Raw genomic sequence first — 23,898 nt, 5'->3', positions numbered from 1 at the left:
CCGCGTGTCCTACGTTCGCGTCACCCGTGTCCTGCGTTCAGGACCCCCGAGTTGAACGCTCAGGACGCGGGTCGACACGAGCCCGAGCACGACCACCCACCCCGCGAACAGCAGGGACGTCGTGCGCGGCGTGACGACGTCGAGCAGGACCCCCGCGGCGGCGGCTCCCACCGGTGTCGCCGCCCAGATCAGCAGGCCGAACGCGGTGCCGACGCGGCCGAGCAGGTGGTCGGGCGTGACCTCCAGCTGGTAGCTGAGCGCGGCCACGCCGAAGCACGGCATCGACACCGTGAACAGGGCCAGCACGACACCCACCGCGACCAGACCGTCGGCGAACGCCAACGCCGCCCAGAGCACGGCTTGCAGCCACACCACCGTCAGCAGCAGCCGGAACAGCCCCATGCGCGCCTTGAGCCCCGGCGCGATCACCGCGCCCACGACCCCGCCCACACCCAGGGCCGCGAACAACCCGCCGATCGCGGCCGGTGACGCGTCCCGCGCCGCCACGATCGCGACCAGCGCGACACCGGAGATCGCCACCTGCAACCCCGCGGCGGTCAACGCGATCGAGCGCAGCGTCCGGTGGCCCCGCAGCCACCGGACGCCCTCGCCGATCTCGGCGCGCAAGCCGTCGCGGGACCGGGTGGGCTCGCCCCGGAAGTCGGCCCGCACCAGGGAGAGGCACAGCGCCGACGCCAGGAACGACACCGCGTCCACGAGGAACGGCAGCCCGCGGCACAGCTGCAGCAACGCGCCGCCGACCGGCCCGGCGAGCACACCCGTCGCCGCCTGCGCGGTCTCCACGGCGGACACGGCGCCGGTCAGCTGGTCCTTGCCGACCACGTTGGGCAGCACGGCGTTCTCGGCGGCAGAGAAGAACACGTGCAGCACGCCACCGACGAACCCGGTCACGAACAAGTGCGCCGGCGTCAGCGCGGAGAACGCCAACGCCACCGGCACGGTCGCCATGTTGACCGCACGGCCGAGGTCGCACAGCACCATCGTGCGCCGGCGGTCCCAGTGGTCCACCAGCGCGCCCGCGGGCAGGCCGAGCACCAGGTACGGCAGCGCGCGCACGGCGGCCAACGCACCTGCCGCCGTGGCGGAGCCGGTCATCGCCAGCACCAGCAGCGGGTACGCCAGCTGCGACACCCCGTTGCCGAACGACGACAGCGTCTGCCCCGCCCACACCAGCCTGAAGTCCCGGACCCGCCACACGCTCACGAGAACCGCTCCCACGCCGACTGCCTGCTCATCCCCAGCGCGGCGCCGATCCGCGCCCACGTGACGCCCCGGCCGCGCAGTTCGGCGACCCGTTCCTTGAGCCCGGTCTCGACCTGGCTCGCGGTCGCCGCGATGCGCGGCAGGTGGGCCAGCAGTTCGCCGTCCGACATCACGGACCACTCCGGGACCGTCACGTCGGACGCGCCGTCGTCGGCTTCCAGGATCGCCACGCACGCCGACACGCACCCGTCGCAGATGTAGATCCCCGGCCCGCTGATGATCTTCCGCACGTCGGCGGCGGCCTTGCCGCAGAACGAACAGCCCGGCGGGTACGTCATCGACCCTCCCACGTTGTCAGGCCCTGCCTGACAACCATAGCCGTGATCACCGAATGCCATCGAACCGGACTCGGACCTCCCGATTCGTCCCGTTCTGGGGGAGGATGCGCTCCTCCCGGTCCGGGTTCGACGCAGAAACGCAGGTGATCGCCGTGGATTCCGCCCTGACGAGCGTCGGCCTCCCGATCGCGCTGGCCGTGGTCATGTTCGGGCTCGGCCTGTCGCTGACGGTCGCCGACTTCGCCCGGATCGCGCGCGAGCCCCGTGCGGTGGCGGTCGCGCTGGCCACCCAACTGGTCCTGCTGCCACTGGTGTGCTTCGGGCTGGTGGTCGCGTTGGACCTCGACCCCGTGCTCGCGGTCGGCATGATGCTGCTGGCCGCGTCACCCGGCGGCACCACGGCGAACCTGTTCAGCCACCTGTTCCGCGGCGATGTCGCGCTCAACATCACGCTCACGGCGGTGAACTCGGTGCTCGCCGTGGCCACCCTGCCGCTGGTGGTGAACCTCGCCCTCGACCACTTCGAGCCCGCCGCCGAGGGCGCGGTGGGGCTGGAGTTCGGCAAGGTCGCGCAGGTCTTCGCGATCGTGCTGGTGCCGGTGGTGCTGGGCATGCTGGTGCGCCGCCGGTCGGCGGCGTTCGCCGACCGCGCGGACAAGCCGGTGCGGATCTTCTCGGCCGTGGTGCTGGTGGCCGTGATCGTGGGCACGATCGTCGCCGAGCGCGAGAACGTCGGCGGGTACCTGGCCGACGTCGGGCTGGTCGCGGTGCTGTTCTGCGCGTGCAGCCTGACCGCGGGCTACCTGCTCCCCCGGTTGGCGCGGGTCGGCAAGCGGCAGGCGATCGCGTCGGCGTTCGAGGTCGGTGTGCACAACAGCACGCTGGCGATCACGGTCGCGATGACCGTGCTGGACAGCGAGCAGCTGGCGGTGCCGGCCGCCGTCTACGGGGTGGCGATGTTCCCGCTCGCCGCCGCGGCCGGGTTGCTGCTGTCCCGGACGAGGGCCGAGCGCGACGCCGTGCTGGACTGAACGCCGAGCGCGGGTACGCCGGAAGGACCAGGCCTGAGCCGATTTTTCGGGGTGACCGATAGCCCGCTCGGATGAGACCACACAGCAACCCGATCCCAGCCCGACAAAGCAGTGCGTGACCGGCAACCCGCATGTCACCCTTCCGTGCTCACTCAAAAGTGTCACGAAGGGAACGAATCGGGCCATGCGTTTACTCCGCCGTGCACCACTTTCACCGCGTTCGAGACGCGTGACCGCCATGGCCGCCGCGACTGTCATGGTCGCCGCCACCACGGCGGCACTCCCGCCGACGGCCTCCGCCGCCGTGCCGACGGGCTTCACCGACACCCTCGCCATCGGTGGTCTCACCACGCCCACCGCCGTCTCGTTCGCGCCGGACGGCCGCGTGTTCATCGCCGAGAAGAGCGGCCTGGTCAAGGTCTTCGACTCGCTCGCCGACACCACCGCGACCGTGTTCGCCGACCTCCGACCGCAGACGCAGGACTTCTGGGACCGCGGCCTGCTCGGCCTGGCCGTCGACCCGCAGTTCCCGGCCCGCCCCTACGTCTACGTCGCCTACACCTACGACGCCGCGCCCGGCGGCACGCACCCGCGCTGGGGCGACCAGTGCCCGACCCCGCCCGGCGCCACCGACCAGGGCTGCGTCGTGACCGGCCGGGTCTCCAAGCTGACCATGGGCGCCGGCGGCACGATGACCGCCGAGCAGCCGCTGGTCACCGACTGGTGCCAGCAGTACCCGAGCCACTCCCTCGGCACGGTCGTCTTCGGCCCCGACGGCGGCCTGTACGTCGGCGGCGGTGACGGCGCGAGTTTCAACTTCACCGACTACGGCCAGGTCGGCAACCCGTGCGCCGACCCGCCGTCGCCCGCCGGCACGAACCTCACCGCGCCGACCGCGCGTGGCGGCGCCCTGCGCGCCCAGTCGATCCGCCGCCCGGCGGGCGAGCCGGTGAGCCTCGACGGCACGATCGTCCGCATCGACCCCGACACGGGCGCGGGACTGCCCGGCAACCCGTTCGCGGGCAACGCCGACGCCAACGCCAAGCGCGTGATCGCCCACGGCTTCCGCAACCAGTTCCGCTTCGCGTTCCGGCCCGGCACCGAGGAGCTGTGGGCGGGCGACGTCGGCTGGAACACCTGGGAGGAGGTCAACCGGATCGCCGACGTGAACGACGCCACGGCGGAGAACTTCGGCTGGCCGTGCTACGAGGGTTCGGCGCGCCAAGGCGGGTACGACGGCGCGAACCTGACCCTCTGCGAGTCGTTGTACACGGGAGCGGGCCAGACCACGCCGTACTACGCCTACAACCACTCGGCGAAGGTCGTCGCGACCGACCCGTGCCCCACCGGCGGGTCGTCGATCTCCGGCATCGCGTTCGAGTCCGGCAGCAACTACCCGCCCGCCTACGACGGCGCGCTGTTCTTCGCCGACAGCTCGCGCGGCTGCATCTGGGCCATGCAGACGACCGCCGGCCAGCCGGACCCGACCAAGCTGGTGCCGTTCGTGACCGGGGTGAACGTGCCGGTGCAGATCGCCACCGGCCCCGGTGGCGACCTGTTCTACATCGCGCTGGGCGCGGGCCAGTTGCGCCGGGTCTCCTACCCGACCGGCAACCGGGCGCCGACCGCCGTCGCCACGGCCACCCCGCAGTCCGGGGCCGCGCCGCTGGCCGTGCAGTTCAGCGGAACCGGCTCGACCGACCCGGACCCGGGCGACACGTTGACCTACGCCTGGGACCTCGACGGCGACGGCCAGTACGACGACTCCACCTCCGCCACCCCGACGCGCACCTACACCACGCAAGGCGCGGTCACCGTCGGGCTCAGGGTGACCGACCAGTCCGGCGCGTCGGGCACCGCATCGGTCACCGTCACGGTCGGCACACCGGTCGCGGAGGACCCCGTGCCGGTGATCGACACGCCGACCGCGCCGCTGAACTGGTCGGTGGGTCAGCAGGTGCCGTTCGCCGGCCACGCGACCGACCCGCAGGACGGCGCGCTGCCCGCGTCCGCGTTGAGCTGGAAGTTGAGCATCCAGCACTGCGCGACCGGCGGCTCGTGCCACGAGCACGTGGTGCAGAACTGGTCGGGCGTGGCGTCGGGCTCGTTCATCGCGCCCGACCACGAATACCCGTCGTACCTGGACCTCACGCTGACCGCCACGGACTCGTCGGGGCGCACCAAGAGCACCACGACGAAGCTCGACCCGCGGACGGTGGCGCTGACGTTCACGTCGAACCCGAGCGGATTGCAGCTCAGCGTCGGCGGCACGGCGCAGACCACACCGTTCACCCGCACGGTGATCGTCGGGTCGAACAACTCGATCAGCGCGCCGAGCCCGCAAGGCGGCGCGCTGGTGTTCCGCTACCGGTACAGCAGCTGGTCCGACGGCGGGGCGCAGACGCACAACGTGACCGCGCCCGGGACCGCGACGACGTACCAGGCGAACTACACGCTCTGCCTCTGCTGACGTGACCGACCGGCCGCGGACACCCGTCCGCGGCCGGTCGTCGTCGGGTCAGGCGATGGTCGCGGGGAACCGGTCCCACACGCGGTGCGTGCCGAGCAGCTCCTGGACCTGCTCGAACACGGCCGCCGGGGTGTCGTCGACCACGATGCCGGGGTCGTCGGCCTCGCACCCGGCCTCCAGCAGCGCCGTCTGGCCCGCGCCCCACACGCCGATCGCCTTCGCGTGCCGGTAGCACTCCTGGACCATCAGCACCACGCGCGGGTCGACGGTGACGGCGGGGGCGCCGGCCTTGTCGTCACGTGCGGGGATCGCGTCCGGGGCGGGCGGCGGCGCGGCGGCCAGCAGCAACGCGTCGAACTCGACCGAGCGGGCGGTGAGGAACGTCCGCTGCGCCACCAGCCCGTCCGCCAACTGCCCGCCGCGCGCGGCGATGATCAACGGCACCATGCCGCCCGCGCTGATCGCCTGGCGCAGGGTGTTCAGGCCGTCGAGGCTCGCCGGGTCGTCGGCGTCCACCACGATCCCGATCAACCGGCCCTCCGTCGGCCACACCTGCCCGATCTGGGACACCGCCGGGCTGGGCGTGACCTCGGGCGCGGGCTCGGTCGCCTCCGGCGCGGGCAGCCCGAGACCGGCGGCCACCAAGGCGCACAGCTCGGCGTCCACGTTGGCGAGCACGCGCAGCTCGCGTTCCTTGATCGCCTGCTCGTAGCACTTGCCCAGCTCGAACGTGAACGCCCGCACCAGGTGCTCCTTCTCCACCGGGCTCAGGCTCCGGTAGAACAGCCGGGGCTGGGTGAAGTGGTCGGCGAACGACGCGGGCGCGCGGCGCTCCTTGACCCCTTCGGCCACCGGGACCGGGAACTCGACGTACGCGCCGGTCTCCAGGCCCGCCATGAACGGGCAGCCGCCGTCGAGGGTGTTCGGCTTGTACGGCGCCGCGCCGCTGTGCACGGCGTGCTGGTGGAAGCCGTCGCGCAGCATGTCGTTGACCGGGGCGTGCGGGCGGTTGATCGGGATCTGGTTGAAGTTCGGGCCGCCGAGCCTGCTGAGCTGCGTGTCGATGTAGGAGAACAGGCGCGCGTGCAGCAGCGGGTCGTCGGTCACGTCGATGCCCGGCGGCAGGTGGCCGACGTGGAAGGCGACCTGCTCGGTCTCGGCGAAGAAGTTGGTGGTGTTGCGGTTGAGCGTGAGCATGCCGATCGCCTGGACCGGCGCCAGCTCCTCCGGCACGATCTTGGTCGAGTCGAGCAGGTCGATGCCCTCGAAGGTCTGCTCGGGGGTGTCCGGGAAGACCTGGATGCCCAGCTCCCACTGCGGGAACGCGCCGGACTCGATCGCGTCGAACAGGTCCCGCCGGTGGAAGTCGGGGTCGACGCCCGCGATCAACTGCGCCTCCTCCCACAGCAGGGAGTGCACGCCGAGCTTCGGCTTCCAGTGGAACTTGGCCAGCGACGTCCTCCCCTCGGCGTTGACCAGGCGGAACGTGTGGACGCCGAAGCCCTCCATCATCCGGAAGGACCGCGGCACGGCCCGGTCGGACATGTGCCACATCACGTGGTGGGTGGCCTCGGTGTGGGTGGAGACGAAGTCCCAGAACGTGTCGTGCGCGCTCTGCGCCTGGGGGATCTCCCGGTCCGGGTGCGGCTTGGCGGCGTGGATGATGTCCGGGAACTTGATGCCGTCCTGGATGAAGAACACCGGGATGTTGTTGGCGACCAGGTCGAAGGTTCCCTCGGCGGTGTAGAACTTCGTGGCGAAGCCCCGGGTGTCACGCACCGTGTCGGCTGAGCCGCGTGAACCCACGACCGTGGAGAACCGGGTGAAGACCGGGGTGGTCACGCCTTCGGCCAGGAAACCGGCCCTGCACACGTTCGTGGCGTTGCCGTAGCCCACGAACACGCCGTGGACGCCCGCGCCTCGCGCGTGAACCACCCGTTCGGGGATGCGTTCGTGGTCGAAGTGGGTGATCTTCTCGCGCAGGTGGTGGTCCTGCAGCAGTGTCGGTCCGCGCGCGCCCGCCTTGAGCGAGTGGTCGGTGTCGTACAGGCGCGCGCCGGTCGACGTGGTCAGGTACTCGCCCTGCTGCTCTCTGGTATCCGCCGCGGCGCCGGTCTCCGCGCCGGTCGCGGTCCGCGTCCGGGGGGAGGCCTGGTCCGGTTTGCGCGGCAGCGGCCCCTGCGGCTCGTCCGGCGGGTCCAGCGGGGGCGGCGCGCTGCCCGGCGTGCCGGGGACGGGCGGCGTGACCAGGTCGGCGACCTTCTCCACGGCCTTGTCCAGGGCTTCCTTCACGACCTTGGCCGGTTTGAACGCGTCCACGTGCTCCTCCTCGTCGGCAGTCTCACGCCGACTACCCGTGGTGGAGCGACCTACACGCGGCTTCCCCGGTTGTTCAGAGCGCGATGAGACCCGCCTTGGTGGGTCGGAAACCGCAGCTGTCGAAGTAGAACGGCTCGAGGTGGTCGTCGAAGTCGACGTGCAGCCACTCGCAGCCGGCGGCTCGCGCGCCGTCCACGGCCGTCGCGACGAGTTGTCGTCCGACGCCCTGACGGCGCGCGGTTGCGGTGACGAGGGCGTCGAGGACGAAGGCGTGCACCGCGCCGTCCCAGGCGACGTTGACGAACCCGACCAGGGCGTCGTCGCGGCGTGCGGTGACCCAGCCCAGGCTGTGCCGGGTGACCTGGCCCCACCAGTCGTCGTCCAGCATCCGGTGGCCGAACCCTTCCGCGTGCAGTGCGTTGATCTCCTGGTTCTCGAACGTGCCGCGCCACTCGTAGTCGATCATCCGCGAATCCTACGGACCCGGGACGTGCCGAGGGCGGGTAATCGTTCGACGGATCGGCCGGCGGGCCGCACCATGTGCGCACCATGACCGGTTCCCTGTTCGTGCCTCCCCTGGTGTTGCCCACCATCGGTCCGCTCGCCCGTGCGGCGGTCGATCGTGGGCTGGCCGTCGTGTCCGCGGTGTCGGCCGTTCCGGCGGGGCCGGTGCACTACTGCGGCGGGCCGTTGTTCGCCGACCGCGTCGCCGCGGAGCTGGGCCTCGGGCTGCTCGAACCGGCCGACGACTGGCTCCCCGGGCTGCCGCGGGAGTTGGTCGGCCGCCGGATCCGTGCGACGACCCTGGGTGAGGCCCGCGTCCGGTCCGGTCGGGCGTTCGTGAAGCCGCCGTCGAGCAAGAGCTTCCCCGCACGGGTGTACGAGCACGGTGGTGAGTTGCCCGCGGACCTGCCCGACGACACGGCCGTGCTGGTGAGCGAGGTGGTCGGGTTCGCCGCCGAGTTCCGGCTGTTCCTGCTGGACGGGGAGGTGCGCGCGGGCTCGCGGTACGCGACGTGGGGCCGGTTGGACCCGGCGCCGCTCGACTCGTGCGCGTCGGCGGCACGGGTGCGCGCGTTCGCGGCCTCGTTGCCCGGGCTGCCCGGCGCGGTCGTGGTGGACGTGGGGCTGACCGGTCCACCGGACGACCCTCGTGCGGCGGTGGTCGTGGTGGAGGCGAACATGGCGTGGTTCAGCCAGGTCTACATGTCCGATCCGGCGCGGGCGCTCGACGTGGTGCTGCGCGCGGCGGGGCCGATCGGTGACGTGGCGGTGTCCGACCACCCGTTCGTGCGACCGCATCGGACCGTGGTCTGACCCGGAACTCCGGACCCCGGACCGATTCGCCCCCAAGCCACCGTTGCGATCGTCTACCCCATGACCTCACCATTCCCCGGCCGGTGGGCAGGAGCCGGCGCGATGATCCTCGGTCCGGTGCTGCTGCTCGTGGGGACGCTGCTGCGCTGGCCGTTCCACTACTTCTTCCCCCAGCAGTTGGTCGCCGTGGCGGAGCAGCCTGCCCGGATGACCGCGGCGCACACCCTGGTGCTCGCCGGGACCGTGCTGCTCGCACCCGCGGTGATCGCGTTGGCGCACCGGATCGGGCGAACGCGTCCGGTGTTGGCGACGTGGGGTGCCGCGCTGGTGCTCGTGGGCCTGTTCGAACGGACGTTCCACGCGGGCATCGACCAGGCCGCGCACGGCGTGGTCCGACGGCAGGGCGCGGCGTTCGCGGCCGACCTCGTCAGCCAGTCCTACCAGGACGTGCACCTGTTCAGCTTCCTCTCGTTCACCATCCTGTCCGGCTGGCTCGTGCTGGCGTTCGGCGCCTACCGCAGCGGTGTGCTCGGCTTGGCCCGCGCCACCGCCCTGGCCGCGATGTGCCTGCTGCCGTTGGGCGTGCTGAAGGGCACCGAGATCACCTCGGTGATCGCGGTAGCGGGCCTGTGCGCGGCCTTCGTGCCACTCGGCGTCCGCCAGGCGTTCGACGGCCCCAGGCCAACCCGCAAGTCGGTCCTGCTCACCCTCACCACCGTTCCGGCCCTGGGCGCCCTGGCCTACGTGAGCACCCTGGGCTGACCGACCCACACCCATCACCACCGATCGCTGAGCGCGGAGCGGTGTGCCATGACCGTTGGTGTGGCAGGGCTGCCGTGGAGGGGGCGGATCGGGCGCGCCGGTGACACCGGGTCAGGTGGCGGGCAGGGCGAAACGTCGGACGCCCCTCGGGGCGCGGACCACCAAGGCTTCGGCCAGCGTCGAGCACGGCGTGATCTCCTGGTCCAGGCCGCTGATCTCGAACGGTCGCAGGACGTGACGGTGGCTGGCGACCACGCGCAGTGGCACGCCGGCCGCCTGGGCCGCCAAGTGACCCCGGTGGAGTTCGTTCAAGCCCGCGGCGGCGAAGAAGTCCACCTCGCTGAGATCCACGACGACCGGGGCGGGCGGGGTGGCCAGGGCCAGGCTGATCGCGATCTGGTGTTTCAGCCCGCAGACGGTCATCGCGTCGACCTCGCCGACGACGCGGACCACGACGGCGTAGCCGTGGACTTCGCGGTCCACCCTGAACGAGTGGCTGAAAGGTTCGGTTAGCACGGCCCGCAGCCTCCTCGGGGGTCGAAGAAGGCAGTGACTGGTGGAGTCAACCCGCTGCGTTCTCCGACCGTACTCGCACCCACCCAAATCCGCAGCTCAACGGCACACCAGCGGCCACCGCACCTCCCCGCAGCAGTGCAGGCCGCCCACCGGGAGAGCCCGACTTCGGCACGCTTCGGGAACCCCTCGAACGGGTGATGGCAGACGGGTCATCCCCCGGAGGCGGTGATCTTGGCGAACAGCGCCGCCGGCCACCACTTCGGCCGCACGGGGACACGGCGGACATCGACGAACCCCGAGAACGACTCGCGGTCGAACCGGGCGAAGCGGAAGTCGTACACCAGCACGACGCCGCCGGGTCGCAGCACGCGCCCCAGCTCGGCCACCGCACGCCGCTGGTCCGGCCACTCGTGCATGCTCAACGTCGAAACGACCACGTCCACGCTGCCGTCCGAGTACGGCAGCGACGCCACATCGGCTACCTGGAACGTGATGCGCGACGACGAAGCGCCCGCACGGGCGTTGGCGATGTCCACCATGTCGGCGGACAGGTCGACGCCGCCCAGCACCAGGTCCGCACGCCGGGCCGCCACCGCGTGCGGGAGCCGTCCGGGACCGGTGCCGACGTCGAGCACCACGGCGCCGGGCGGCGCGAGCGCGGCGACGTCGGAGGCGACCAGCCGGTACAGGCCTCCCAGCAGGCGGGTCGCCCGACGCTCGTAGGACGCACTGCGCTTCCGGTCGAAGTAGCCGGCCTGCGGGTAGTCGGACACGGGAGCTCCTGGACGCGACAGACGACGGTGGTTGACAACACCACCGACTGTGCAACTTCATGTCGACATGAAGTCAAGCGAGGAGATGTCGATCGGCGCGCTGGCCGACCGGTTCGGGCTGGCGACGCACGTGCTGCGGCACTGGGAGGACGTGGGCCTGCTCGACCCGCGCCGCCACGCGAACGGTCGGCGGCGGTACGGGCCGGCGGACGAGGCTCGGATCGCTATGATCCTGCTCGCCAAGGACGCCGGGCTCGGCCTGGACCAGATCCGGCTGCTGTTCGCCGCCACCGCCGACCGCCCGGCCCGCCGCGCGCTCTACCGCGAGCACCACGACCGGCTGGCCGAGCGGATCGCCGCGCTCCAGGCGTCGCTGTCGGTGCTGGAACACGCGATGGGGTGCGACGCCGAGGACATCACCGCGTGCCCGGACTTCCAGGCCAAGGTCGCCGCCCGCATCCCCGACTGACGCGGCCCATCGCCGACAATGGACCGATGACGCACCTCGGAAGCGTGGTCCTGAAGGTCGCGGACGTCCGCCGCGCGGCGGAGTTCTGGACCCGAACCCTCGGCTACGACCTGGTCAACGGCCCGATCGGCGACGAGAGCCCGGTCCTGGCCCCGAAGGACGGCAACGGGCCGACCATCACGCTGGACGAGGACGACCGGACGCACCTCGACCTGCACGTCGCCGACGAGGCCGAACTGCGGGCCGAGGTCGAGCGGCTGATCGGGCTCGGCGCCGTGCGCGTGCCGTGGACCTATCCGCCGGGAGCCGACTTCGTGGTGCTGGCCGACACGGAGGGCAACCTGTTCTGCGTGGTGGTCACGGAGAGGAGCTGACGTCATTCGGCGGTGGTCAGGCCATCGAAGTACTCCTTCTGGGACGGGTAGTAGTCGTCGAAGGCGGGCAGCGGCGCGCCGGCGCGGGAGGCGACCAGCATGTCCAGGTAGTACTCCCACCCCGGGCCGACCTCGCCGATGCCCTCCTCGGTCGACAGGTGGTGCACGAGGCTCAACTCGGTCACACCATCCACTTCGGACAGCAGCAGCTCCATCCGCCACGTGCCGGCCTCGTCCACCATCGACATCGCCAGCCGCCGGGGCGGGTCGCAGACGTCGATGCGGACCTCCATCCACGGCTCCTGCTCCTCGAACACCATCTGCACCTTCACCGCGCGCCCCGGAGCGGCCTCGCCCTCCCACGGGCCGAACCACCGGGCGGTGCGCTCGGGCTCGGTCAGGCTCGCCCACACGTCGTCGGCGAGCGCGCGGAACGTCCGGGTGAGCACCAGGTCGCTGCCCGCGTCAGTGCGGACCAGCCGACCGGTGGGGGTGGGGGTCATGCGGTGTGCTCCTTCGATTCGTCGGCAGGGGATCCATCGGCGGACGGGTAGTCAGCGCGCGACCGGTCGGCAGGCGGTCCGTCCACGCCGGGCCGGTCGGCGCGGCGTTCCCGGCGGGTGCGGTAGACCTCGGTTTCCAGCGCGTCGAGGCGGTGTGCCCACCCCAGGGGCCGGTCGAGCACGCCGAAGTCGGCCAGCCAGCGCGCGAGCGGCGTCAGCCGGGAGGCGTCCAGCACGTAGAACCGCTGTCGGCCCACCAGCTCGTCGCGCACCAACCCGCTCTCCCGCAGCACCCGCAGGTGCCTGCTCACGGCCGGACGGCTGATCGCGAACCGCTCGGCGATCTGCCCGGCCGACAGCCGCGCGTCGGCACGCAGCATCTCCAGGATCTCCCGCCGTACGCGGTCGGCGATCGCACCCGCCACCTCGTCCACCCCTGAAGCGTAACCACTGGGTTACACGTTAGGCAATGCCCTCCAGGAACGCGATCAACGCCCGCCGGTACGGCTCGACCGTGGTCAGGTCGGCGTGCTCGTCCGGCCCGTGCTGCCCGTCACCGCCGACGCCGAAGATCACCGCGTCGATGCCGCGCTGGGAGTAGAACCGGGAGTCGGCCGCGCCGTGCTTGCGCAGCAGGTCGCCCGAGTACCCCTGGGCACGGGCGGCGCGCTGCAGCGCCAGCAGGTCCGGGCCGTCCGGGTCGGCCCGGTGCGGCGGCTCGACGTGGTCGACCGCGGCCGTGACGCCGGGCGGGCACAACGCGGTGAAGTGCGCGGCGACCTCCTCTCGCGAGCGGCCGGTGAAGTCGTCGTCCTCGGGAGGGAAGCGGACGTCCAGCCACGCGGTCGCGTCGGCGGGCACCTGGTTGAGCGCCTGGTTCCCGGACGAGATGCGGGCGACGTTCACCGTGGTCCGCCACTCCTCCTCCCCCGCCACCGGGTACGCGGCGAGCACTCCGTCCACCGCGCGCATCACCTTCACCAACGCGTTGTCACCGAGCCACTGGTACGCGCTGTGCGCCGCACGTCCCACCGCGTGCAGCCGCACGGTGGCCAGGCCCTTCGACTCGGCCACGACGCGCAGCGCGCTGTGCTCCCCGATCACCACGAACGACCCCGTCACGCCCTGTTCCAACTGGTGCAGCGTGCCGTTGCGCCCGCCTACCTCCTCGTCGGTCACCAGCTGGAGCCCGATGGGGTACGGCAGCCGCCCGGCCACGTCCCGGAACACCGACGCCAGCACGAGCGCGGACAGCTTCATGTCCTGCGCACCCCGGCTGATGAGCCGGTCCCCGTCCCGACGCGGCCGGAACTGCTCGTCCGCGCCCGGCACCACGTCCAAGTGGGCGTTGAAGATCACCCGGAAGTGCGGCCGGCGTTCACCGGGGTAGACGAGCGCGCTCGGTTTGCCACCCGACTCGAACCGCTCCACGGTGAACCCGGGCCCGACCACGTCCAGCACGAACTCCAACGCCCGGCGCAGGTCGTCGGGGCGGTCGGCGGTCGAGCGGATGCCGAGCAGCTGTTCGGTCAGCGGTAGCAGGTCCATCCCGCCATCCTGCCCCGACCACCCGGGTCCGCACGGTTCACGGCACGTCCGGGACCGCCTGCTCCGCACCCTCCACAGCGGACGGACAACGGGGTCGGGCCCGCAGCTCGACGATCGCCACCACCAGGGCCAGCGACACCGCCACCGTCGCACCGCCGACCGCGACCGACACCGCGACCGGGAAGTCCCACCCGGACGAGGTCAGCACCAGGTAGAACACGCCGGTCAACGCCGCGGTGCCGATCGCCGCGCCGATGCGCTGCCCGGTCTGCAACGCCCCACCGGCCGCACCCGCCATCGACACCGGCACGTGCCGCAACGTCAGCGTGGTGTTCGGCGAGATCACCCACCCGCCGCCGATGCCCGCCACCAGCAACGCGGGCGCGACCGCCCACCCGGCCACGTGCGGCGGCGCGAACCGCAGCACCACGGCCGTCACCGCGAGGCCGGCCACCACCATGGTCAACCCGGTGACGGTCAGCTTCCGCCCCCACCGCTCCACCAACCGCCCGCCGACCACCGCGGACGCCGCGGACCCGACCGCGAACGGCGTCACGGCCAGCCCCGACTGCAACGGCGTGTAACCGAGGCCGGTCTGGAAGTACAGCGCGAACACGAGCCAGATCCCGGCGAACCCGATGAAGTAGACCGTCCCGAGCAACGCGCCCGTGCCGTAACCGGGCGTGCCGGTGAACAGGGCGATGTCGAGCATCGGGCCGCGGCCACGCGCGGCGACCTGCCGTTCCCACCGCACGAACAGCACCAGCAACGCCGCCCCGAGCCCGAACAGCCACCACAGCCGCGCCAGCCCACCCGCTTCGGCCAGCACCAGCGGCAGCATCACCGCCAGCACGCCGGTGCCGAGCAGGGCCGCGCCGACCAGGTCGAGGTGGCCGCGCGGGCCACCGCGGGCCGGCGGCAGCAGGCGTGCCGCGAGCACCAGCGCGACCAGGCCGATCGGCACGTTGACGTAGAAGATCCACCGCCAGCCCTCGTCCTCGCCGGCCACGGCCAGGATGACGCCGCCGACCACCGGCCCGACGGCCGTGGAGATGCCGACCGTGGAGCCGAAGAGCCCGAACGCCCGGCCCCGTTCCGCGCCCCGGAACAACTGCTGGATCAACGCCGAGTTCTGCGGGGCCAGCGCGCCCGCCGAGATGCCCTGGGCGAGCCGCGCCACGACCAGCACCTCCGTGGTCGGCGCGAGCCCGGCCAACGCGCTGAACAGCACGAAGCCGCCCAACGCACCCAGGAACACGGTCCGCCGGCCGATCGCGTCACCCAGGCGCCCGGCGGGCACCAGGGTCAGGCCGAACGCCAGCGCGTAGCCCGAGACGACCCACTGCACGCCCGCCGGGGTGGTGCCGAGGCCGTGCTGGATGGACGGCAGGGCGACGGACACGATGCTCACGTCGAGCAGGCTCATGAACCCGGCGACGAGCGTGACCGCGAGCGCCTTCCACCGGCGCGGGTCCGGATCATTCGCCCTGGTCATCACTCCTTCCTACCTCCCCGCACGATCACCCGCACGCCACGACGTGTGGCCCGGGTCGGACTGGATACCCCCTGGGCATGGACGTGGAGCCGAACCGACTGTCGGACGTGGACCTGCGCCGGTTCGTGCTGGACCGGCTGGACGAGGACGCCGAGCGGCTGGCGCGCGAGGAGCTGCCGCTGCTGGACGAGGCCGAGCGCCGGGGACGGCTGGCGATCCTGCGGTCCGACGACGGCCGTGAGCTGCTGATCGTGCCCGGCGAGGCGCGCACCGCCGACGAGCGCGTGCCGGTGCCGTTCGAGGAGAAGGCGCGGTGGTTGCGCGCGGAGGTCGAGGGCGGGTCCGACCGGTCCGTGCTCCTGCTGCTGGCCGCGGCTTACGACACGCACCACGGGTGGCAGGAGGAGTGGCGGACGTGACCGGGCGCGGTCACCCGGACGACGACCTGCCGCCACCGGCGCCGCCGCGCAGCGCGTTGACCCTGCGGTTGTGGCTGGCCGGGTTCGGCGTCGTGTTCAACGGGGTGGCCGCCGTGCTGTGCGTGCGCGCCGGCCTGACGTGGCTGGCGGTGCTGCTCCTGGTGATCGTGGTCGGGCTGATCGTCGACTTCGGCTGGGTGGTGCACCGCAAGCGGCGCGGCGACCCGGGCTGACCCGGTCTCAGCGGGTCACGGCGGGTCGCGACGCGCGCGGCGCGGGCACGTGGTGGTGGCGGCTGATGTTGTGCTCCAGCAGGGCTTGCGACTCGGCGACCTCGATCGAGTCGTCCGGCAGCACGCCGTCGCGGTCCTTCAGCCGCACCATCGCGTCCTCGATGGCCGCGTGCGCGGCGAACAGGCACGGCGTGCTGTAGATCGCCACGTCGACGCCCAGCCCGGTCAGCTCGCCGAGCGACAGCTTCGGCGACCGGCCGCCCGCGATCTGGTTGAACAGCAGCGCCTTGCCGCCCACCGCCCGCCGGACCCGGCGGATCACGTCGACCGACGGCATGCCCTCGACCAGGACCACCTCGGCGTCCGTCTCGGCGAACGCGGCGGCCCGGCGCAGCATCTCGTCCTCGTCGGTGGCGTCGGTCCGCGCCACGACGACCAGGTCGGTCCTCGTCCGCAGCACGAGGTCCAGCTTCTCCAGGTACTGCTCCAGCGGCAGCACCCGCTTGCCCTCGACGTGCCCGCACCGGCGTGGTCGCTGCTGGTCCTCCAGGATCACGCCGGACGCGCCGACCTGCTCCAGGGCGCGAACCACCTGGCAGGCCACCTCGGGATCGGTGTACCCGTCGTCGATGTCGACCAGCAGGTGCTTGTCCGGCAGCGCCAGGCGCAGCCGCTGCACGAACCCGACCACGTCCGGCCAGGCGATGAAGCCGACGTCGGGCAGGCCGTAGTGCGAGGCGGAGAAGCCGAAGCCGGAGACGAACAGCCCGTCGTAGTGCCGGGCCGCGATCGAGGCCGACAGCATGTCGAACACGCCGATCAGCGGCGTCGTCCCGGGAGCCGCGACGGCCTCGCGCAGTGCCTTGCCGTAAGCCATGCGACGAACCGTAGGCGGCCCCGCCGAACCGGGTCGAGATATCGGAAGGATGAGATCCACTCGGCCCGGGCGCGAGTTCACCGCGGCTCGCGGCTCGCCGTCAGGCCCCGGTAGCGGTGGGCGACTCCGCCGGGGAGCAGGTACTCGGCCAGGACGTTGCCGGTGCGACGGGACGGCAGGCCCATGTCGTGCATGAGCTCGTCCGCGGAGTGGATGTCGTAGGGACCGTAGTCGTAGCCGCCGGTGCCCGGGAGCACCCGTTCCTGCCAGGCGAGGCGGGCGTCGATGGCCCCGTGCATCCCCCGTTCGTCCGGGGTGGCGCGCAGCGTGCCCAGGAAGTGGCCGGCCAACCAGTGCGCGGTGAGCTCCACGCCCATGATGTTGTTGAAGATCTGGCGGAACCCGACGAACCCCAGCCGGTCGACGCTGGGCGGCACGATGCCCCGGTACAGCCGCAGCCGCCCGGCGTCGTCGTGCACCCGCAGGTCGAGGAAAGGGAAGACCCGGCGGTGGCCGGTGGCGAACACGATGACGTCCGCCGCCACCTCCCGGCCGGTCGCCAGGCGCAGGCCCTGGTCGGTGTAGGCCTCCACCGCGCTGACCTCGGCGGTGAGCCGGCCTCGGCGGACGGCCCGCACGTAACCCCGTGGCATGACGCCGGCGTGGGCCAGGTGGAAGGGCAGCGGTCGGGTCGGTCGCAGCCGCTCCGGCAGTCGGGTGAACCCGGCGGAGATCAGCATGTCGCGGGTGATGAGCCGCCACAGTACCCGCTTGACCCGGTCGTCGAGGCGGTCGATCGGGCGGACGCAGGCCGGGTCGTGGTAGCGCGGCAGGAGCGCCTCGCCGAGGCGGGTGAACAGGATCCACCGGTAGCCGACCGTGCCGAGCAGGAGCCGTTCGGGGATCATCCAGTTGACCCTGCGCTGCACGAGCGTGGCCGAGGCCGCCTCGCGTGCCGCGCGGGTGGCCAGGTCCAACGCGGACTTGCCGCCGCCCACGACGACCACGCGCCTGCCGGTGAACGTCCCGGACCGCACTTCGTTGGCGTGCAGCACGGTCCCGGGGAACGACTCGCGCCCGGGCAGGTCGGGCACGTGCACGTGGTGGTGCGCTCCGCTGGCGACGACGACGTGGTCGAACGTGTCGCGACGGACCGGCGCGCCCTCGTCCCCGACCGGGCGGTGGTCGACCAGCCACCCGGAGGCCCCGACCCGCCCCGGCCCGTCGACCGGCCGGATCGAGGTCACCTCGGTGCCCGGGCGGAGGTGGTCGAGCACGCCGAACGTCCGCGCGTAGTCCTCCAGGTAGCGCTGGCTGTCCACCGAACTGGCGAAGCGCAGGCGGTTGGCGAGGTCCGCGAACTCGAAGAGGCGCAGCGCCGACTGGTTGGACAAGCCGTCGTAGCAACCACCCGGCGACCAGATCCCACCGACCCGCTCGTACTTGTCGAAGACCGTGACGTCGAAGCCGTGCTCCAGCAACACCTTGGCCGTGACGATCCCCGCCGGCCCGGCTCCCACGACACACGCTCTCATCGCCGCCACTCCCCCCGATCGGCACACCGGCCCCGCCCATCATCCCTGTCGCGGACGGCGGTGCCCAGTGCTGTCTTCCGCGGACCAGGGCGAAGTCAGGACAGGGCGGCGATCACGTCGGCCGTGACCGGCACCGAGAACATCGGGAAGTCGAAGCGCAACGCGTTGTCGTGCTCCTCCTGGGACGTGCGAAGCCACGGTCCGTGGCACAGGTGAACACAGCGCGGTGCAACTGTCCGGTGCCCGCATCGGCGGTCAGGTGATCGTCGATCAGACGGTGATCACCAACGACAGCGGCCCCGCTCTCCACGCCGACGATCTACGCGCCGACCGCACCATATTCCTGTACAGAAGCACCGCACGCGGCGCCGGCGAGAAAGGCGCGGTGAGGCTACTTGGTGTCCGCAGCGGTGATCAAATGGTCGTCGACCAGATGGAGATTACCAACGACAGCGGCCCCGCTCTGCTCGCCCATAACCTGCGTACCGAGCATGACTTGTTTCTGCGCGAAGCCACGGTGTACGGCACCGGCGAGGAAGGCGCGGTGCAGCTGTCCGGCGCGCACATCGGCGGGCAGTTCGGTGTGGTGGACACGCGACTGGACAACGACTCAGGTCCGCTGATGGCCCTGGACGAACTGCGAGTGGACGGCCTTCTGGTCCTGCCGATGACGACGGTGTGCCGTCAGGCCCTGGCCGGGTTGGATCGCCAGGGCTGCCCGGACGGTAGCCGGCAACTCGAGGTGCGCGACCTCGTGTTCTCCCGGCTCGGAGACGTGTCATGGCGGCAGTGGCTGCACTTGCTGGTCCATCACACCCCGGACTACCTGCCTCAGCCGTTCCAGCAGCTGGCCGCAGTGGAGCGGGTGGCGGGGCACGACGGCAACGCCCGCGCTGTCCTCGTTGCCCAGCAGGACGATCTGCGTCGCCGCGACCCCGATGCCCTCGGCGGCCGGGTCGGGCGGTGGAGGCATCGGGCCTGGGGGTTGCTGGGCCGTTACGGCTACCGTGCCCATCGCCTGATCATCGCGCTGTTCGTGGTCCTGACTCTGGCCAGCGGCACCGCTTACGTCGCCGGCCAGACTCCAACCCGCCCCGGCCACCACGCCGCCGAACGCGTCTCCCCGTCCCTACCAGGCACGCCCTGCTCAACCGCCGAACTGCTCGGGCTGGGCATCGACCGTGGCCTCCCCTTAGGCGCGACGGGGCTGCGCGCACGCTGTGACCTCGACACCGCCACCCGACGCGGCCAGGCGTTCACCTACGCACTCTGGGGTTTCCAGGCACTGCTGTGGGCCCTTACCACTCTCGCTATCGCCGCCTACACCGGCTTGGTCCGCAAACCCACCTGACCCCCCGGCGGGCGGCCGAAGGGGATTTGCGCCGCTTTTCCGCAAGCGCACCATCCCGCAATTCCAAGAGCGGCACCCGACCTCACCAGTGAAGCCGTGTCACCAACCGCATGCACACCACGCCCGGCTGGCGCTCACCGAGAACCGCTGCGACTGGGCTGGACACCACCCGACGATCAAGTCGTCGTCGGTCGCGCCAATGGGAACTGGACAGCGCCTCGGTGTCCTGATGGACAGGGCCAAGTCCGGTCTGACGTAGCGGTGCACGCCGCGCAGCGGCGACTCGTGCCCGGTGTCGCGGACGGTGTGCAGCCGCACGTCGATCTCGGCCAGGGTTTCGGTGATTGTGAGAGCGTCTCCTGGGCGGTCCTCGACGAGCAGCTCGTCCAGCACCACGTCGCGGTCGATGGCAGACGAGCCCATCGTGTTGGTCACGCGGTGACCCTGGCCGCTGCGGCCGGCGCCCTGCCCGTCGCGGTCGCCCGCGCGGCCGGCCACCGGGTCGCCTACCTGCCGGGCCTGGCCATGCGCCGCATCGCCGACCTCCACCCCGTCACCGCCAAGACCGACGCCCGCAACGCCCACGTCATCGCCGACGCCGACGCCGACGCCGCCCGCACCCTGCCCCACACGCTCCGAGCGGTCGACATCGGCGACGACACCCTGGCCGAACTCGGCGTCCTGGTCGGCTTCGACGACGACCTGGCCGCCGAGGCCACCCGCATCTCCAACCGCATCCGCAGCCTGCTCACCGGCATCCTGTGCCGCTCAAGAGTCATCGCCGCTGGTAGAGCAATGCTCAGTCCGGTCGGACACCCCTGTGGCACCTGCCGCATCCGCGCCGGCGACACGGGCGCGACTGTGGATCGACCCGGCCGGGTCCGCAGCGCTTTGCGTGTCGTGACCCACGTGTACGTTCGCCTGTCGCAGGGCATCCGGTCCGGTGTCGACCTCGTGAAGGCGGTTCGGGTGGATCCAAGGCGTGACGGGCTTCGTGTGGCGGTGGTCGTTCACCCGGTCGCCGTAGTGGATCACTCCGGATTTCGGGACCTGGTATCCCGTACCGCCCGGGACCGCGGCTGGTGCGAGCCCCAGTGGTTCGAGACCACCCGTGACGATGCCGGGACGGGGGTGACGGCACTCGCCCTGCGCGACCACCCGCACCTGGTCCTGGCGTGTGGCGGGGACGGCACGGTCAACGCGGTGGCCGCCGGGTTGGCGCACACCGGGGTGGCGATGGGCATCGTGCCGATCGGCACGGGCAACCTCGTGGCCCGGAACCTGGGGATCGGCAGCGCGGTGGAAGACTCCGTCGCGTCGGCGTTCGACGGGGCGGACCGCCGCGTCGACATGGGACTGCTGGACGGACGCCCTTTCATCGGCATGGGCGGGATCGGCCTGGACGCGGAGATGGTCCGTGACACCTCGCCCAGGATGAAGCGCCTCCTGGGATGGCCCGCATACTTGCCGGCGGTCCTCAGGGGTCTGAGGTCGGGAGCCGTTCGGGTGGCTGTCCGGTTGGACGACGGCCCGTGGCTGACCCGCCGCGTCCTGGGGGCGGTCGTCGGCAACATCGGCGCTTTGCAGGGCGGGGTTTCCCTCCTGCCGGAGGCGGATCCCACCGACGGTCTCCTGGACCTGGCGTTGCTGCGCGACGTGCACACCAGGGGGTGGCTCGTCACGGCGGGACGCCTGATCGGCTCCCGCCGGGTGGACGGACCGGCGGTGGAACGGTTCCGGTTCCGACGCCTGGAGTTGCGCGGCAACCGCACCAAGCCGTTCGAGGTCGACGGAGAAGTCTGCGGGACAACCAGGACGCTGAAGGTCGAGGTGGACCCCGGAGCGCTCGTCGTCAAGGTGCCGGCATGAACTCGCCGACCCCGTCCCGGAAGCTGTCCGATCGCCGGCTGTGATCAGCATTCCGGGCGACCGCGAGAGTGCTGTGTCTGAGTCCTTTCGAGCAACAGGTCACCGAGTGGGCGGATCGGTGGGCGGGGCGGTCCCCCGTACCCGGTGGTGGGTATCCGACGAGGCCCGTCGCCCGCTCGACAACAGGGAGTGATCGTGATGCGCCGTCAGCTTCTGACGATGACGTTCGCCGCGGTGATGACCGTGACCGCCGTCGGCCCGTCCACCGTCACCGCCGCACCGACTGACGACGAGCAGCAGGTGCCCCTGTTCGTCGCCGCAGACCGGGAGATCGCCTCGACCTTGCAGATAGCGGTCTGCATCATCAAGTTCGACCCGGCCAGCGGCAAGGGTGAGTATGGGGTCAGCACGCTAAGCCCGAAGGACACCCCACAGGGCACGTGCGCGGTCGTACCGGCCCCCTTGCCGCCCACCAACGCAACCGAGGGCTCCGCCCTGGGGGACGCCAAGGACGACTACCTGGACGGCGCGGTCATCGTCAACCGCGACGGGCAATGGAGCCAAAGCGCCATGGCCTATGCCGACAGCAACGGCGACATCCGCTATACCCTGGGCCAGGGTTACGTCGGCCCGACCGGCGTCCATGTCCATGCAACCGAAGCCGGGAACTATTTCGAGTCCGAAAATGATCGAGCCACCGTCGATCCCGGACAAGGTGACGAAGATCTTCGTCAAGTTCCCCAAGCCGCCCGGCATGTGACCGCCCCGCGACGTGGCGGCCAGCACGGCAGCCACCCCATTGCCTACGTCGACAAGCCCTTGGACCTCGTGGCGCTCAACCACTTCCACCCTGCCATGCTCGACTACCTCACCGACGTGATGAACCACTGGCTCGCCCGCGGTGCGTCGGGCTGGCGCCTAGTAGGACTTCGTTAGGTCGAGTGTGGGGGTGTGTCGGTGGTGTGATCTTCTATGGCGGTGAGGCCGGAGGAGATGGCGCTGGTTCGCCCGGTGATCGAGGACTTCGCTGCCGGCATGTTCGGTGGGTTCGCCCGGCGTGATCAGCGGGCGAAGGGCGAGCTGTATCTGCGTGGCCTGTTGTTGGACGGCAAGCGCAAGTCGATGCAGCCGATGGGCGAGCGTCTCGGGGTGGATCACCAGCAGTTGCAGCAGTTCGTCACGACCTCGACGTGGGATCACGTCGAGGTGCGTCGGCGGTTGGCGTTGTGGGCGCGGGACTTCGTCGATCCGGACGCGTGGGTGGTGGACGACACCGCGTTCCCCAAGGACGGACACTCTTCGCCCGGGGTGGCGCGGATGTACTGCGGGGCGTTGGGCAAGCGCGCGAACTGCCAGGTCGGGGTGAGCGTGCACGCGGTGACGGACTGGGCGTCGGCGGCGCTGGACTGGCGGTTGTTCCTGCCCGAGTCCTGGGACGACCGCAAGGCCGCCACCCCGGACCAGGCCGCCGAAGCCCGGCGCAGGCGGCAACGGTGCGCGATCCCGGACGACCAACGGCACCGGGAGACGTGGCGCCTGGCCTTGGACATGATCGACGAACTCACCGAGTGGGGCCTGCCCGCTCGGCCCGTGGTCGCCGACGCCGGCTACGGCGACGCTTCCGGCTTCCGTCAAGGGCTCACCGACCGCGGACTGACCTACGCGGTGGCGGTCAACCCGATCGCCACCGCGCATCCCGGCTCGGCGGCGCCGGTCACGCCCGCCTACGGCGGGACCGGCCGTCGGCCCGAACCCCGCTACCCCGACCCGCCCGCCGACCTGAAGACGCTGGTGACGGCCGTGGGCCGGTCGGCCGGGAAATTCGTCGTCTGGCGCTACGGCTCCCACAAGAGCCCGGCCAACCCCACCGGGCGGATGCGGTCGCGGTTCGTGGCGTTGCGGGTGCGTCCGGCCAACCGGCACATCCCGAAGAACGCCGACGGCAGTCTCCCGGAGTGCTGGCTGCTCGCGGAATGGCCCACCGACGCCGCCGAGCCCACCGACTACTGGCTGTCCACCCTCCCACCCGACATCCGGCTGCGCGACCTGGTCAGGATCGCCAAGATCCGCTGGCGCATCGAGCACGACTACCGCGAACTCAAAGACGGCCTCGGCCTGGACCACTTCGAAGGCCGCAGCTGGCTCGGATGGCACCGCCACGTCACCCTCGCCTCCCTCGCCCAAGCGATCTGCACCAAGCTCCGCCGCACCCCAAAAGCCCCTGCGCGGGACTGACGCTCTACGCCGTCCTGCGCCACCTCCAACACTCACTCGCGGTCTGGACCGGCCGCTGCCACACCTGCCGGCAACCCGTCCAGGCCACAAGCAGCCCGACAAAGCCCCAGCTCAACAGCACCTAACGAAGTCCTACTAGGGCACCGCAGCCTGCCGACTCGCGTGGGGCGAAGGCATCGTAAACAACCACCAGCCGCACTCCGTTGTCGAATCAGAAAGGCTCAACTGTGCCGAGACCGA

At 71.4% G+C, this 23,898-nt stretch carries 25 protein-coding genes and 1 pseudogene; 13 read left to right on the top strand and 13 right to left on the bottom strand.

Annotated features, from left to right (window positions below; genetic code table 11):
- Positions 1–9: 9 nt before the first annotated feature.
- A complete protein-coding gene (locus AB0H12_RS29760; RefSeq protein WP_499627296.1) occupies positions 10–1,224 on the bottom strand; it encodes an MFS transporter in 1,215 nt (404 codons plus the stop codon).
- Entirely contained in the window at positions 1,221–1,562 is a 342-nt protein-coding gene (locus AB0H12_RS29755) for a ClpX C4-type zinc finger protein (RefSeq protein ID WP_230568438.1), read from the bottom strand. The genes AB0H12_RS29760 and AB0H12_RS29755 overlap by 4 nt, the downstream gene beginning before the upstream one ends.
- A gap of 152 nt (positions 1,563–1,714) precedes the next feature.
- Here AB0H12_RS29755 and AB0H12_RS29750 point away from each other — a divergent pair, with 152 nt between their 5' ends.
- Positions 1,715–2,593, top strand: a complete 879-nt coding sequence (locus tag AB0H12_RS29750; RefSeq protein ID WP_499627294.1) for a bile acid:sodium symporter family protein — start codon at positions 1,715–1,717, stop codon at positions 2,591–2,593.
- A gap of 238 nt (positions 2,594–2,831) precedes the next feature.
- A complete protein-coding gene (locus AB0H12_RS29745) occupies positions 2,832–5,063 on the top strand; it encodes a PQQ-dependent sugar dehydrogenase (RefSeq protein ID WP_499627292.1) in 2,232 nt (743 codons plus the stop codon).
- Between the two features lie 48 nt (positions 5,064–5,111).
- Here the strand turns inward: AB0H12_RS29745 and AB0H12_RS29740 are convergent, their stop codons facing one another.
- A complete protein-coding gene (locus tag AB0H12_RS29740; protein ID WP_499627291.1) occupies positions 5,112–7,382 on the bottom strand; it encodes a catalase in 2,271 nt (756 codons plus the stop codon).
- Positions 7,383–7,455: 73 nt separating this feature from the next.
- Positions 7,456–7,848 (bottom strand): GNAT family N-acetyltransferase, encoded by a 393-nt coding sequence (locus AB0H12_RS29735; protein WP_499627289.1) that lies wholly within the window; start codon positions 7,846–7,848, stop codon positions 7,456–7,458.
- Between the two features lie 83 nt (positions 7,849–7,931).
- Between AB0H12_RS29735 and AB0H12_RS29730 the strand changes: the two genes are divergently transcribed.
- Complete coding sequence (locus AB0H12_RS29730; RefSeq protein ID WP_499627288.1) at positions 7,932–8,699, top strand: ATP-grasp domain-containing protein; 768 nt, start codon at positions 7,932–7,934, stop codon at positions 8,697–8,699.
- A gap of 60 nt (positions 8,700–8,759) precedes the next feature.
- Positions 8,760–9,461 (top strand): hypothetical protein, encoded by a 702-nt coding sequence (locus tag AB0H12_RS29725; protein WP_499627286.1) that lies wholly within the window; start codon positions 8,760–8,762, stop codon positions 9,459–9,461.
- 111 nt (positions 9,462–9,572) lie between these two features.
- On the opposite strand, the gene AB0H12_RS29720 is transcribed toward AB0H12_RS29725, so the two are convergent.
- Positions 9,573–9,977, bottom strand: a complete 405-nt coding sequence (locus AB0H12_RS29720) for an STAS domain-containing protein (protein WP_499627284.1) — start codon at positions 9,975–9,977, stop codon at positions 9,573–9,575.
- Positions 9,978–10,186: 209 nt separating this feature from the next.
- Positions 10,187–10,750, bottom strand: a complete 564-nt coding sequence (locus AB0H12_RS29715; RefSeq protein ID WP_499627282.1) for a class I SAM-dependent methyltransferase — start codon at positions 10,748–10,750, stop codon at positions 10,187–10,189.
- A 67-nt stretch (positions 10,751–10,817) separates the two neighbouring features.
- Between AB0H12_RS29715 and AB0H12_RS29710 the strand changes: the two genes are divergently transcribed.
- Positions 10,818–11,219 carry a MerR family transcriptional regulator gene (locus AB0H12_RS29710; RefSeq protein ID WP_499627280.1) on the top strand — a complete coding sequence of 134 codons (402 nt, stop codon included), beginning with the start codon at positions 10,818–10,820 and terminating at the stop codon, positions 11,217–11,219.
- Positions 11,220–11,245: 26 nt separating this feature from the next.
- Positions 11,246–11,593: a VOC family protein gene (locus AB0H12_RS29705; protein ID WP_499627278.1), complete on the top strand. Its 348-nt coding sequence runs from the start codon at positions 11,246–11,248 to the stop codon at positions 11,591–11,593.
- A 2-nt stretch (positions 11,594–11,595) separates the two neighbouring features.
- Here the strand turns inward: AB0H12_RS29705 and AB0H12_RS29700 are convergent, their stop codons facing one another.
- The 4 genes from AB0H12_RS29700 to AB0H12_RS29685 are packed head-to-tail and all read right to left on the bottom strand — an operon-like array spanning position 11,596 to position 15,139.
- Complete coding sequence (locus AB0H12_RS29700; protein ID WP_499627276.1) at positions 11,596–12,096, bottom strand: SRPBCC family protein; 501 nt, start codon at positions 12,094–12,096, stop codon at positions 11,596–11,598.
- Positions 12,093–12,530, bottom strand: a complete 438-nt coding sequence (locus tag AB0H12_RS29695; protein ID WP_499627274.1) for a metalloregulator ArsR/SmtB family transcription factor — start codon at positions 12,528–12,530, stop codon at positions 12,093–12,095. Before AB0H12_RS29695 ends, AB0H12_RS29700 begins: the two co-directional genes overlap by 4 nt.
- Positions 12,531–12,558: 28 nt before the next feature.
- Positions 12,559–13,644, bottom strand: a complete 1,086-nt coding sequence (locus AB0H12_RS29690) for a M20 family metallopeptidase (RefSeq protein ID WP_499627273.1) — start codon at positions 13,642–13,644, stop codon at positions 12,559–12,561.
- Between the two features lie 37 nt (positions 13,645–13,681).
- A complete protein-coding gene (locus AB0H12_RS29685; protein ID WP_499627271.1) occupies positions 13,682–15,139 on the bottom strand; it encodes an MFS transporter in 1,458 nt (485 codons plus the stop codon).
- A gap of 77 nt (positions 15,140–15,216) precedes the next feature.
- Here AB0H12_RS29685 and AB0H12_RS29680 point away from each other — a divergent pair, with 77 nt between their 5' ends.
- Positions 15,217–15,558, top strand: a complete 342-nt coding sequence (locus AB0H12_RS29680; protein ID WP_499627270.1) for a hypothetical protein — start codon at positions 15,217–15,219, stop codon at positions 15,556–15,558.
- On the top strand, positions 15,555–15,791 hold the full coding sequence (locus tag AB0H12_RS29675) for a DUF6343 family protein (protein ID WP_499627268.1): 237 nt from the start codon (positions 15,555–15,557) through the stop codon (positions 15,789–15,791). Before AB0H12_RS29680 ends, AB0H12_RS29675 begins: the two co-directional genes overlap by 4 nt.
- Before the next feature lie 7 nt (positions 15,792–15,798).
- Here the strand turns inward: AB0H12_RS29675 and AB0H12_RS29670 are convergent, their stop codons facing one another.
- Together AB0H12_RS29670 and AB0H12_RS29665 are read right to left on the bottom strand one after the other, a co-directional pair.
- Positions 15,799–16,668, bottom strand: a complete 870-nt coding sequence (locus tag AB0H12_RS29670) for an isocitrate lyase/PEP mutase family protein (RefSeq protein WP_499627267.1) — start codon at positions 16,666–16,668, stop codon at positions 15,799–15,801.
- A gap of 77 nt (positions 16,669–16,745) precedes the next feature.
- Entirely contained in the window at positions 16,746–18,203 is a 1,458-nt protein-coding gene (locus AB0H12_RS29665; RefSeq protein WP_499627265.1) for a flavin-containing monooxygenase, read from the bottom strand.
- 226 nt (positions 18,204–18,429) lie between these two features.
- Between AB0H12_RS29665 and AB0H12_RS29660 the strand changes: the two genes are divergently transcribed.
- Positions 18,430–19,554 carry a hypothetical protein gene (locus AB0H12_RS29660; RefSeq protein ID WP_499627263.1) on the top strand — a complete coding sequence of 375 codons (1,125 nt, stop codon included), beginning with the start codon at positions 18,430–18,432 and terminating at the stop codon, positions 19,552–19,554.
- 99 nt (positions 19,555–19,653) lie between these two features.
- Here the strand turns inward: AB0H12_RS29660 and AB0H12_RS29655 are convergent, their stop codons facing one another.
- Positions 19,654–19,989 (bottom strand): response regulator, encoded by a 336-nt coding sequence (locus AB0H12_RS29655; protein WP_499627261.1) that lies wholly within the window; start codon positions 19,987–19,989, stop codon positions 19,654–19,656.
- Between the two features lie 15 nt (positions 19,990–20,004).
- Here AB0H12_RS29655 and AB0H12_RS29650 point away from each other — a divergent pair.
- The 4 genes and pseudogenes from AB0H12_RS29650 to AB0H12_RS29635 all read left to right on the top strand — a co-directional run.
- Positions 20,005–20,313, top strand: a pseudogene (locus AB0H12_RS29650) (IS110 family transposase); the annotation flags it as partial.
- A gap of 36 nt (positions 20,314–20,349) precedes the next feature.
- Positions 20,350–21,423, top strand: a complete 1,074-nt coding sequence (locus tag AB0H12_RS29645; protein ID WP_499627461.1) for a diacylglycerol/lipid kinase family protein — start codon at positions 20,350–20,352, stop codon at positions 21,421–21,423.
- A 195-nt stretch (positions 21,424–21,618) separates the two neighbouring features.
- Positions 21,619–22,359 carry a hypothetical protein gene (locus tag AB0H12_RS29640; protein WP_499627259.1) on the top strand — a complete coding sequence of 247 codons (741 nt, stop codon included), beginning with the start codon at positions 21,619–21,621 and terminating at the stop codon, positions 22,357–22,359.
- Between the two features lie 42 nt (positions 22,360–22,401).
- Entirely contained in the window at positions 22,402–23,658 is a 1,257-nt protein-coding gene (locus AB0H12_RS29635) for an IS701 family transposase (RefSeq protein WP_499627460.1), read from the top strand.
- Positions 23,659–23,898: the final 240 nt, after the last annotated feature.

The sequence above is a fragment of the Actinosynnema sp. NPDC023794 genome (genome assembly GCF_040639675.1).
Lineage (GTDB): Bacteria > Actinomycetota > Actinomycetes > Mycobacteriales > Pseudonocardiaceae > Actinosynnema > Actinosynnema luteola.
This window is presented reverse-complemented; position numbering and strand designations above follow the sequence as displayed.